Below are 11,592 nucleotides of genomic sequence, written 5' to 3' on the forward strand. Positions count from 1 at the left end.
TTTTAGCGTGCCCGCTGAGCAAGTCTGTGGCAACAGCTTAGCGAATAATGACCGAAGATGAAATAACCGGCAGCAGCATGTTGTATGATGGAGTGGTATGGGACTGGAAAATATAAGAATGACAACAGGGCAAAATGAATTACGCATGATGTGGCTGATCAGCCTGGTGATTGTAGGCTTGAGTGCCTGGTATCTGGATTACGAGATTGTCAGCTATTTATGTGGGCTCGGTTTTCTGATGAGTGTAATGCAGTATGTCAATGCAGTGCAGCAGCCACTTGAAGAGATCACTGCTGAACATCAGTTGTCTATTTCTGGTTATTCCAAAGTTCCATTATATATTTCTTCCCTGATTGCCATTGTGGGAGGTGTCATCGACCTGAAATGGTTGATGGGGCTGGGCGTCACGGCCTGGATTTTCTTCCTGTTCCGATGGTTGCAACGAATAGAGCTGTCATTGCAACAGTTGCAGCATCGTATTCACTCGGTGCCAAGTCAGGACACTCTAAATTCTCAGCCAGTTCCACTGCCAGCCTTTCAGCAGCCGGCTCAAGGTAATCATGCTTCACCGGGTTTAATCGATCAGATCCAGCGCTGGATTTTTCAAGGCAATCCGGTGCTTAAGGCTGCAATCGGGATTCTGGTTATCGGGATTGTCCTGTTACTACGCTTTGCAACGGAGCATTGGCAAATCAGTCTGTCGATGAAATTGGGGCTGATTGCTTTGGCAAGTATGGCTGTTGCTGGGCTGGGCTATTGGTTGATCGAGAAAAACCGCAGTTTTGCGCTGGCACTTGAGGGTCTGGGATTAAGTGCGCTGTTTCTGACCTTATTCTTTGCCTATTACAATCTGGTCATTCCTGGTCTGTTGATGGCATCAGTGCTATTTGTGCTGATTATGGCCATGACGCTATATCTCAGTTTTAAGCAGAATAGTTTTGAATTGACGGTGATGGCGCTGTTAATTGCCTATATTGCACCATTTACTTTGCCCGTACGGGATGCCACCGCTGTAGAGCTGATTGCTTATTATCTGGTCATTAATATCGGAGTGGCAACGCTGACCAGCTTAAAACCCTGGAAGACGCTGAATCAGATTGCCTTTCTGGTCACTGCGATTGTTGGGGGAATCTATGCGCTGATTCATGGCTACACTTCTGAACGCTATAGCATGACTGGCCTGATTCTGGCACATAGTGCCGTGTTTATCTGGCTGGGATTTCGTTTTAGTCAGTTACTCGCTAAAGATGACCTGAGCAGGTTCCAGCTCAAACCGATTCTGGACATTGCCCTGATTTTTGCCGCGCCAATTACAGCCTATATTTTCCTGTATTTGATTCATTTTAATGAACGTACATGGCAGGCAGGACTGAGCCTGATTTATACCCTAGTATTCGCAGTTTGCTGGTTAGGATCGCGGCGCAGTCATACCCTGAATATCATTGCCAATAGCTATCTCAGTCTGATGCTGATTTTTATTGCCCTGATTCCACCAATTTTGCTGGAAAGTGAATGGAGCGTAGTGGGCTGGGCCGTAGAAGGCGTATTAATTTATTTCTGGGCTTTGGAAAAGAATCTCAAAGTTGGGCAATATTTGAGTATGGGCTTACTGATCATGGCTGGGCTGAGCAGTCTGTATTATCTGGTTGAGTTGAATCCAACACCGCGACACATTTTCTGGATACTAAGTGGCTGTTATCTGGCTGTAGTCTTGATTAGCCAGTTCAAAGAGCGTTATATCCAGCAACTAGATGGGCTGAGTACTGGTTTCTTAAGCTTACTCAGTTTCTCAGCCAGCCTGATGCTGTTTGCCTTATTGGAAGATGAGTTCAGTTCGCCAGATGCCCATATTTATAGTCTGGCTACAGTTGCACTGATTTTTGCTGTTATTAATGAAATTATCTTCAGAAAAAATCAGGACTGGAGCTGGCTGGTGCCAAAATGGTGTGGCTTAACGCTATTGGTTTTTGCTGGTGTGGTTCTGGCAATTGATCAAAGTGAAAATGGTGTACTGATTTGGGAGAGTCCATTTGCCCGGAGTATCTTTGGATTATCAACCTTATTGTTAGCCTGGCAATGGCTGCGACCAGCCTCAGGCTTGTTGCTTTCAAAAGAATGGGTGAGTTTGGGAGCTCTAGTGAGTCTGACTCTGGCAAGCCTATGTTTGATTCCGAGTATGCCCTATATCAGTATGGTGATTTTGCCATTAGGTCTGTGTTTCTGGTCTTATAAACAATCTGCGGATTCTGCTTGGCCGATGCTGTGGCAAAGCAACAGTACCTTGATTCTGATGGCAGCCTGGTTGTTGTGTTCACAGCTGCTCAGTCAGCAGGCCTTTAAGTTCTATTTGCTTCCTATGCTAAATCCTTTTGATCTGGTGAGTATTGCCATGTTGATCAGCTTTATCTGGATGTTGCTGCAACAGATTAGGGCAGGGCGAGATAAAGGAATGATGGCAGTACTCATGGTACTGAGTTTACTTTGGCTATCCAGCTATATTGTATTGCGTGCCTTGCATATGTATTTAGGAACGCCGTTGAACAGTTTGGAAGTGTGGAGTAATGCCACAGTCCAGTTGAGCTTGACCATTTTATGGGTGCTATTGGCTTTTGCAACGATGTGGATTGCGGCATTGAAAGCCCTGAAACCGATGTGGATTCTGGGTGGTAGTATTCTGGTGATTGTAACCTTAAAACTGGTGCTGTTTGATCTGTCTCATATCGGGACCTTAACTCGAGTATTGTCCTTCTTGCTGGCAGGTGGAGTGATGTTGTTGATTGCTTATATTGCACCAATGCCGGATGGGGAGAAGAGGGTTTGAATCTAAATTAACTACATTTGAGCGTTAATTTAATCTCCCAAACCCTGCAAGCTTTAAGCAATGTGCAAGGAAAAGAGCGGCTTTTGATGATAGTTCCTTCCTTTGTAAAGGGAAGTTAGGAGGAATTTAGAAAAAAGTTATTTTAAATCCGGCTCCCTCTTCAATTCCTTCTCATTGGCATATTGATCAACATCTTCATTTTCTAGCGGACGCGCAAGCGGATGATCTACAAAGCCCATTTTTGGTACAGGAATCTCAATATGATTTTCCAGGAAACCATTACGAATGCGTTCCTGCATTTCATCACGAACTTTTAAAAAGTTTTCACCTTGGCACCAGACTGCAAACAGTAATTCAATGGATGATTCCCGGAAAGCAGTTACTGTCACAGCTGGTTTTGGATCAGCAAGCACCATAGGATATTTGTTTGCTACATCTAGCAGCACTTCACGAACCTTGATAATGTCTTCATGGAAATTAATCGCCAATGTGATCGGAATTCGCCGGATCGGAAATTTGGACAGGTTGTGTACCGGGGCACGGATCAGTTGCTCATTCGGCAACCGGACATAGATATTATCCTGGGTTAATAATTTGACTGAGAGCAGGTCAATCGAAATGACTTCACCTTCAATGGTATGCCCACGAATCAGGGTAATCTGAATGGTATCACCAACTTCAAAAGAACCTTCACCAATCAGGAACATACCGCTGATCAGGTTAGATGCTGAGGTCTGAGATGCGAAACCCAGTGCAACTGTCAAAATACCTGCTGCACCTAAGAAGACACTGAGCTTAAAGCCAGCTTCCTTTAAGCTGGCCATGACAAACAGCAGGAAAATGAAGTAAAAAATCCCACGACGCCAGACCATTTGCTGATGGGCATTAAAGCGTAGACCAATCGTCCGGATAAAGGCATTCGAGAAAAAACGTGCAATTAAAAAGCCAATAAAACACAGTACGATTGCGACAGCAATTTCTGTCAGCCGATCAGTATTGATACTGGTAAATACGCCTTTCAGGCTATTGGTGACTTCAGCAGAAATACTTGAGTTTGCCATTAGCCGTCCTTAAAAGAATGAATCAAACATATTGAACAGGTTGCCTGCAGGGTCACGTGGCGGATGCAGATAGTCCACTTCACCGGCATGGGGTGGGGTACGGTTTTCAATCCGAATTCGAGGTGGACGATCCAGACCTTCATGCAGGACTTTAATTTGCGAGGTCCAAAGACGTCCCGTACTGGCACTGAAAAACAGTGGTAGGGCGGGCACGGGTACATTCATACGGTCAAAGCGCAGTTGCTGATTACTGGTATTGTGGAATTCAATTGGGGTTACAGCACGAAATGCACGCGGCGTCAGCTGTTTTAGCTCAGTACGACCATCGACTGCTGTGGCATAACAAATTTCCCCAGAACGATGATTCGGGCCAAACCAGGTATCTTTGGGTAGAATTACCGGGACATCAAAAATTGGATCTCGCTGTCCATCGACAAAGCCGGCAATCCACAGTGGCGTACTGATATATAAGGTTCCGCGTTGCCCGGCAGGAATATAAATGGGATCGACGGGTTTGATCACTACAGAACGATCTGCCAGACGAGGCATGAGTCGCAGTTTACTTTTGGTGGACTTGAACATATAGCGTTCAATTTTCACTGGCTGGGGAAAGGCAAAATGGGGATCTTCGATCTGGTGCCATTTCTGCTCATAGTCAAACTGTACCACAGGGCGGTAATACTCCAGACGCCATTCCTGCAAGCCACGTGTCAGACGGAACAGCAGCGAACCAAATTGCCAGGCTTTGGACTCATTTATTTCAAAATTCTGTTCCCCCCACCAATGAATAGAGGGCTGAGCAGAGGAAAAATCAACTTGATCGTGTGGCAATGCGGCTGTCCTTTCGTACTAAATCTTTCTAAACATACTTCACGCTGTCATGTGCTTAGAGTACACTCAATTTAAATTTTTTCACTATTATTATAATTCTACGATGCAAGTACTGAAACAATTACAAATCCCTTATAGTTTTGCCAAACGCCATGGGGTGTTGTTGCGTTATGAAGGGGATCAGGTCTTTATCGTCCGTCGTGATAATACCTCGATGCTTGCATTGCAGGAAGCACGCCGTTTTTTAGGCCATCCTGCCCAGTATCAGCTCTGCAATGATCACGAATTTAGCCAATTACTCAGTAGCAGTTTCGCTGGAGACAGTGGCGAATCACAACAAGTCGCAGCTGGTCTGGAAGACCATCCAGATTTGCTTAGTCTGGCCGATTCTGTCCCTGAAGCTGAAGATTTAATGGATCAGGAAGATGATGCGCCGATTGTCCGCCTGATCAATGCCTTACTTTCAGAAGCAATCCGTGTGGGTGCTTCCGATATTCATATTGAATCCTTTGAGAAGAAACTTTCAGTCCGCTTGCGGGTTGATGGTCAGTTACGCGAAATTGTACAGCCACGCCGTGAACTGGCACCGCTGTTAGTCTCGCGGATTAAAGTCATGGCCAAGCTGGATATTGCGGAAAAGCGTATTCCCCAAGACGGTCGTATTTCGTTGCGCCTAGCAGGGCGTGAAGTCGATGTCCGTGTTTCTACCTTGCCATCTTCGTATGGTGAGCGCGTGGTAATGCGTCTATTGGACAAACAGGCCGGTCGCCTGAACATGACCCATTTGGGTCTAATGAATAATGATTACGATCGCCTTAAGACTTTGGTACATCGTCCACATGGGATTATTCTAGTCACTGGCCCAACTGGTTCGGGTAAAACGACGACACTGTATGCAGCACTTTCCGATCTGAATGATGGTTCCAAGAATATCCTGACCGCGGAAGATCCGGTCGAGTATCAATTGGAAGGTATTGGGCAGACGCAGGTAAATACTAAAGTGGATATGACCTTTGCCCGTGCTTTAAAAGCGATGCTGCGTCAGGATCCCGATGTCGTCATGGTGGGTGAGATTCGTGACCTGGAGACAGCAGAAATAGCAGTACAGGCTTCTTTAACAGGTCACCTGGTTTTATCAACCCTGCATACCAATACTGCAATTGGTGCAGTAACCCGTCTTAAAGATATGGGGATTGAACCTTTCTTATTATCCAGTTCGCTGATTGGGGTGGTTGCTCAGCGTTTGGTACGTACTCTCTGTTCACATTGTGCGACCTGGCATGTAGCAGATGAATTTGAACAAGGTCTATTTGCCCATGTCCATAATGGGACACAATTAGAATTACCACAGCCAAAAGGTTGTGAACGCTGCTCACATACAGGCTTCACTGGTCGAACTGCGATCTATGAAATTGTCCCGGTGGATGATCATATGCGCCGTCTGATTCATGGTAATGCACCAGAATACGAGTTAGAAAGTTACGCACGTCAACAATCTGGTTCTATTCGTGATGATGGCTTACGTAAAGTGCTGGCAGGTAAGACGACGGTAGAGGAAGTACTGCGGGTCACCAATGAAGCAGCAGAATTAGCTTAATGATAGAACTGTTAAAAAGTAGCCAGTTGGGCTGCTTTTTTATAGATTACCACAAGTCGATAATTTTCTTCATGAGTTGGGCGCGCAATGGAGCGGTTGGATTGCCGGCATTGCGTTGAGTCTCATTTTTATAAAAATTTTGCCAGGTTTTCGCTATTTCTACAGTTAAACCCGCCTGTTTCATCTTTTCAACATCAGCTTTACTCACATGATTCAAACGTGTTTCTGCATCTTGGGGACCTGTGCCCCAGCCAATTACACCTTGACTAAATTCAGGCAGGCTCATGTTATGCGGTGTAGGAGGAATAGCGAGTCGATCAATATCTGGATTCACCAGGGATTTGACTTGAGGGCGAATTTTTTCAGAAACTTGCACATCTGCAAAAGACGAGATAGAGATACTTAAAAACAGTGTGCTGAGGAGAAGAGGTTTTAACATTAAAATAAAACCAACAATAGATGCAAATAAGAATCATTATATATAACTATCTGTCTAATTGTTATCTTTTTGAAATAGGAAAATACAAACTGGTGTATAAAAAGTAGAAGATTAGCCGGCTAAGAATTGAATTTTTATACTGGATCAAGACTATCCTGAAAAACAGATTTTTCAGGATAGCGTCTACTGAACCTTAAGTAATCACATTTAACGTGACATCAATATTATTACGAGTAGCATTAGAATACGGGCAGACAATGTGCGCGGCATCCACCAGCTTTTGAGCTTCGTCCTGATCCATACCTTCCAGATGAACATTTAGGGTAACTTCAATACCAAAGCCAGTTGGGATCGGACCAATCCCTACCTCACCTTCAATATAAGCCTCTTTACTCATATTCAGTTTGTCTCGATTAGCCACAAATTTCATAGCCCCTAAAAAACAGGCTGAATAGCCAGCGGCAAAGAGCTGTTCAGGATTGGTACCACCGCCTGGACCACCCATTTCCTTTGGTACTGCGAGTTGTATATCCAGCAGTTGATCATCCGTAGTAACCCGACCATCGCGGCCACCTGTTGCTTTGGCATGGGCGGTATAGACAGTTTTTTCTAATGACATGATATGAATCCCTGTTATTTTTTCATGGAGTTTCTATGCTCGATGATTTTTAAACAGGAATAAGCAGGGATTTTGTTATTTTATGCAGGAAAATCGCAAACTTTAAAACTGGATCAATTTTCGATGTTGCATCAATGGCATGGACTCACGGACTTTATGCTGTTCATTTAAATCAAAATCTACCGTGATCAGCTGAGCACCTTCCGCATGTACCATATTCAGTACCTGACCGCGGCTATTGGTGGCTGCAGTATGTCCCCAAGTCTGACGTTTTTCTCCATGCCAGCCCTGTTGTGCAGCGCCAAGCACAGCACACTGAGTATCCATGGCACGTGCTTGTAGAAGTAACTGCCAATGCATTTGACCCGTGGTATAGGTAAAAGCAGAAGGGGCAGTCAGAATATTGGCGCCTTGTTGACGTAAAGTCAGTGCCAATTCAGGGAAACGCAGGTCATAACACACCATCAAGCCAATATTGCCAAATGGGGTTTTCGCAACCACGACATCTGTACCTGGTTCAAAGAATTTGGACTCCTGATAGCCACCGACAGCATCACCCACTTGCACATCGAATAAATGAATCTTGTCATAACGTGCTTCAGTACGTTCCGGGCTAATGCACAGGCTTACCGTACGGACACGACCATCTTCAATGACTAAACCATCCGGGCGATACGGACAAGGCAGGGTGCCAGCAATAATCCAGATCTGATATTGATGTGCCAGTTTTTCGAGGCGTTGCTGAATGTCTTCAAACTGCGCCGCAGTTTCGCGTTGTTTTCCGGCAGCAAAGCAGACAAAATTTTCAGGAAAGACGATCAGTTCAGCACCAGCGGCTTTACTCTGCTGAATCAAGGATTCTATCGTTCTGAAATTGTCTTCAATTTCATTCTGAGAATTCATTTGTACAACAGAGAGTAAAGTCATCGTTTCCTTCCTGGAAAATTAAGATTAAATATTGGGTTCGGACACCTTATCGAGATTATCCTGTTCTTTTTGCAGCTGTTTAACCAAAGGTTCGAACATATTTTTGTTGCTTTCATTGAGTTTCATCAATGTCTTATGCGCATCCAGGACCGTAGTGAGCATATTACGATGCGTTACATGCTCTTCGATCAGGGCACGGGTGCAGACATGCGAATCTCCACAATAGTTCAGGATCACAAATACCTGTCCCAGACCCATACTATTGGCCAGGGTTGTAATATCTGAATTGGTAGAGAGCATGACAGCCTGGATATGATGCACTTGTTTCAGCTTCAAACCCAGTTTCGCAAGAACACCGAGTACAGTACTGTCAATAAAACTGGTTTCAGTTAAATCAACGATCGCACCAACGACATTATCTTGCTGTTCAATTTTGTTCAGTAACTTGTCTAGACTTATGCAAGATTGTGCACGCACTTCGCCAATAAGCTTAAAAATATGCGTTCCATTCAAACTTGCATATTCAACATGACCTGTTGACATATAAATGCCATTTGCAGAGAAGGATATTAAATTATCCCATAGGGTAGTTTGATACTCAAGTAGCTGAAGGTCTGAGTTAATTTAAGTATCTATTAAAGCAATAATTATATTACTAATTCATACGTATGAAGCTAAGGAAGGCAATATCGTCTGCCACATGCTCCGGCGCTTGAAAAGATTGATTTTGCAAGTGATAGACCAGCTGTGCAAACTGTTCATTCAAACCGCCATCAAAGGGTTCCAGGGCACCATCCGAACATAAAATGAATCGGGCATGACGTTTCAGGACGAATTCCTGTTCATCTACTTCCAGTTCTTCGGTCAGCCCGAGTGGAAAACTACTGGTCGATAAAATTTTGGGTGCCTGATTGGGTTCAAAAATAATAGGCGGTGGATAATGCCCGGCACTGGACCAGCGCACCACATGAGTTTCAAGGTTTAAAACCCCGGCAATCATGGTGATATGCTTTTCAATATTTTCCTGAACCAGCATGCCATTCAGCTTTTTGATCAGTTCACGTGGCGATTTGGAACGGCCATGAAAAGCTGCCATCCATGAGGTAAGTAAACTACTGGTGACACCATGTCCAGACACATCAGCCAGATAGAACATCACTTCTTTATCGCTAATTTTCCAGTAATCGTACCAATCACCAGAAAGATAAGCGGAAGGCTGAAAATATGTTTCTACCTGATAGTTGAAAAGCTCAATCGGGTTGGGAAGCAATCTTTGTTGTAACTCTGCTGCGGAAGGTAAGTCGCGACTATCCTGGTTTCTTTTATATTGCGCATCAATTTTTTGTAAAGCGAGGAGAGGCTGAGCTGGAAGTTTGTTCCAGATCCACCCGGCAAGAGCGCCTTGTTCCCAGGCTTGAGATAGTTCAGCTCCTTCATTTTCCAAAGCCAAGACAATGGTAGGAAAATTCCATTGGTATTTCAGATAATCATGCACATCGGAAATTGCAAGAATAGTCTGATCATACAACTCATGATCTTCAAGACCAATCATCTGCACGTCTGGAAGCGTGTCAAGGACTTGATCAAGATAAGGAACATCACGAGTCGGCTGAATAAAATACATAAGGAAATGAACTAATCCCAAATTTGTTTATTAGATGTACTATAACAAGCTATTGATTACCGGCGAATCTTTTTCACCGATAATCTTGCTGAAATTATTGACTTAAAAGGTTGGTTGTGTCGAATCGCTCTGATCTTCATCAAACTCATCTTCAAATTCATCATCTATATCAGTGAATAGACTTTCCGACTCTAAGCCTTTTTTTTCAGCAATTGCATAACTGGTACGTTGCAGATAAATGTCACGAATCTGTGCATAACGATCACCAGTCAATACCCCTTCAACGTCCAGTATTTCAGAACGAGTGTCGATAACACGCAAAGACTGGTCACTCCAGTAAAGTCCGTCATTATCATCAAGAATATATTTTTGTGGACGAGCCTGGCTATCTACAGCGCTACCAATTACCCCGCGGACAGAGCTTGGACCTAAAAGTGGCAGCATGATATAAGGGCCAGAAGGCACTCCATAATAACCTAAAGTAATTCCCAGCCTTTCATCTTCATGACTCAAGCCCAAGCGACGGGCAGGATCTGCCAAACCTAGAGTCGTTAGCGTATTAATGGTAAAGCGGCCTAGGGACTTGGCAGCCCGTGCAGGACGACCTTGAATTAACTGGTTGACTACATTCCAGGGTTCACCCAGGTTATTGCGGAACTGAGTATAGCTGCCGCGAACATCTTTCGGAACCTTTTCCACATATTGTACGGCTACAGGTCGTAACACGTTGCGGTCAATCACATCGTTAAATTGATAGATCTTTCTATTTAGTGGCTGAAAGGGATCTTTAACTTCTTCAGCCTGTGCTGCTCTGGCATCGACCTTCAATTGTGTCTGTAATTGTTGCGCCTTATTGGAAATTTTTGTTCTAAGGGGCGTTTTTTCAGGCTCATTTTCTAGATTTTCCACATCGGTAGTCACCTCAGCAAAAACCTGTGCGGTTGAGGCTAAAGAAAATAAACATAGAGTTAAGTAAATAGAACGATGCATAAGGTAACCTGAGGCCTTTTCCGGGTAAGTAGCACTACTTATTAATATGAAAATAATAAACGTTATATTCAGGAATAAACATCATTTAAGCAAATTTGTATAAAAAATGAAGGAAAACACACGAAAAGATTAAAAAATACACATGTGGAGAGATTTTTTTAAAAAAGGTGTTGCAAGGCCTCTGAAATACTGTAGAATGCACATCCATCGGCGGTGATGAAGATTAAAACTTCTGATAAAACAGTAACTTAGTTAAGATTGGTTGAGTTAGGTTTTATTTGATAAGTTTAAAAATAATCTGATTTACTGGTTGACTTTCTAGAGATAGAGAGTAATATAGCCGACCTAGCTTGCTGCTGACGAAGTAGCAAGAAGATCATTAAGAGATTATGAAGAACAACTTGTGTGGATTTTTACTGGTTGATTGATCGAAATTATTTTCATTGATTGATGGTAGAAATTACTCGAAGTTTATTTGAGAAATGAATGTCAGAAAATTGATGAGCCAGATTTGGTGTTTTGAATAAAGCACTATTGATTTTAAACTGAAGAGTTTGATCATGGCTCAGATTGAACGCTGGCGGCAGGCTTAACACATGCAAGTCGAGCGGGGAAGGTTGCTTCGGTAACTGACCTAGCGGCGGACGGGTGAGTAATGCTTAGGAATCTGCCTATTAGTGGGG

General features: G+C 43.7%; 10 protein-coding genes and 1 rRNA gene. 3 read left to right on the top strand and 8 right to left on the bottom strand.

The genetic code is table 11. The annotated features are described in order from the left end of the window. The first annotated feature begins 118 nt into the window (after positions 1-118). Positions 119-2,821, top strand: coding sequence for a DUF2339 domain-containing protein (locus HADU_RS07800; RefSeq protein WP_008305061.1), 2,703 nt, complete (start codon positions 119-121; stop codon positions 2,819-2,821). Between the two features lie 137 nt (positions 2,822-2,958). On the opposite strand, the gene HADU_RS07805 is transcribed toward HADU_RS07800, so the two are convergent. Next, on the bottom strand, positions 2,959-3,882 hold the full coding sequence (locus HADU_RS07805) for a mechanosensitive ion channel family protein (RefSeq protein WP_004812984.1): 924 nt from the start codon (positions 3,880-3,882) through the stop codon (positions 2,959-2,961). Between the two features lie 9 nt (positions 3,883-3,891). Next, positions 3,892-4,713: a hypothetical protein gene (locus tag HADU_RS07810; protein ID WP_004812982.1), complete on the bottom strand. Its 822-nt coding sequence runs from the start codon at positions 4,711-4,713 to the stop codon at positions 3,892-3,894. 103 nt (positions 4,714-4,816) lie between these two features. Between HADU_RS07810 and gspE the strand changes: the two genes are divergently transcribed. Next, positions 4,817-6,310, top strand: coding sequence for a type II secretion system ATPase GspE (gene gspE, locus HADU_RS07815; protein ID WP_004812979.1), 1,494 nt, complete (start codon positions 4,817-4,819; stop codon positions 6,308-6,310). A gap of 46 nt (positions 6,311-6,356) precedes the next feature. Here the strand turns inward: gspE and HADU_RS07820 are convergent, their stop codons facing one another. The 6 genes from HADU_RS07820 to HADU_RS07845 all read right to left on the bottom strand — a co-directional run bounded on the left by HADU_RS07820 (position 6,357) and on the right by HADU_RS07845 (position 10,909). Next, positions 6,357-6,749 carry a DUF4951 domain-containing protein gene (locus tag HADU_RS07820; RefSeq protein WP_008305062.1) on the bottom strand — a complete coding sequence of 131 codons (393 nt, stop codon included), beginning with the start codon at positions 6,747-6,749 and terminating at the stop codon, positions 6,357-6,359. 193 nt (positions 6,750-6,942) lie between these two features. Next, entirely contained in the window at positions 6,943-7,368 is a 426-nt protein-coding gene (locus HADU_RS07825; RefSeq protein ID WP_004889864.1) for an organic hydroperoxide resistance protein, read from the bottom strand. A gap of 102 nt (positions 7,369-7,470) precedes the next feature. Next, a complete protein-coding gene (locus HADU_RS07830; protein ID WP_004889862.1) occupies positions 7,471-8,295 on the bottom strand; it encodes a carbon-nitrogen hydrolase family protein in 825 nt (274 codons plus the stop codon). Positions 8,296-8,319: 24 nt separating this feature from the next. Then, entirely contained in the window at positions 8,320-8,838 is a 519-nt protein-coding gene (gene gigB / locus HADU_RS07835; protein ID WP_004812973.1) for an anti-anti-sigma factor GigB, read from the bottom strand. Positions 8,839-8,950: 112 nt separating this feature from the next. Beyond that, positions 8,951-9,919, bottom strand: coding sequence for an RsbU family protein phosphatase GigA (gigA, locus tag HADU_RS07840; protein WP_004889859.1), 969 nt, complete (start codon positions 9,917-9,919; stop codon positions 8,951-8,953). A gap of 102 nt (positions 9,920-10,021) precedes the next feature. Continuing rightward, the gene (locus HADU_RS07845) at positions 10,022-10,909 is read right to left on the bottom strand and encodes a VacJ family lipoprotein (protein ID WP_008305072.1); all 888 of its coding nucleotides are present in this window, start codon (positions 10,907-10,909) and stop codon (positions 10,022-10,024) included. Between the two features lie 542 nt (positions 10,910-11,451). On the opposite strand from HADU_RS07845, the gene HADU_RS07850 reads away from it, so the two are divergent. After that, positions 11,452-11,592: ribosomal RNA gene (locus HADU_RS07850) — 16S ribosomal RNA — on the top strand; the annotation flags it as partial.

Source organism: Acinetobacter sp. HA (assembly GCF_000264725.1).
Classification (GTDB): domain Bacteria; phylum Pseudomonadota; class Gammaproteobacteria; order Pseudomonadales; family Moraxellaceae; genus Acinetobacter; species Acinetobacter schindleri.

Coding starts and splice junctions, on each gene's coding strand:
- HADU_RS07800 (WP_008305061.1), top strand. CDS start 119: ATGACAACAGGGCAAAATGAATTACGCATGATGTGGCTGATCAGCCTG.
- gigB (WP_004812973.1), bottom strand. CDS start 8,838: ATGTCAACAGGTCATGTTGAATATGCAAGTTTGAATGGAACGCATATT.
- HADU_RS07830 (WP_004889862.1), bottom strand. CDS start 8,295: ATGACTTTACTCTCTGTTGTACAAATGAATTCTCAGAATGAAATTGAA.
- HADU_RS07845 (WP_008305072.1), bottom strand. CDS start 10,909: ATGCATCGTTCTATTTACTTAACTCTATGTTTATTTTCTTTAGCCTCA.
- HADU_RS07805 (WP_004812984.1), bottom strand. CDS start 3,882: ATGGCAAACTCAAGTATTTCTGCTGAAGTCACCAATAGCCTGAAAGGC.
- HADU_RS07820 (WP_008305062.1), bottom strand. CDS start 6,749: ATGTTAAAACCTCTTCTCCTCAGCACACTGTTTTTAAGTATCTCTATC.
- gspE (WP_004812979.1), top strand. CDS start 4,817: ATGCAAGTACTGAAACAATTACAAATCCCTTATAGTTTTGCCAAACGC.
- HADU_RS07825 (WP_004889864.1), bottom strand. CDS start 7,368: ATGTCATTAGAAAAAACTGTCTATACCGCCCATGCCAAAGCAACAGGT.
- gigA (WP_004889859.1), bottom strand. CDS start 9,919: ATGTATTTTATTCAGCCGACTCGTGATGTTCCTTATCTTGATCAAGTC.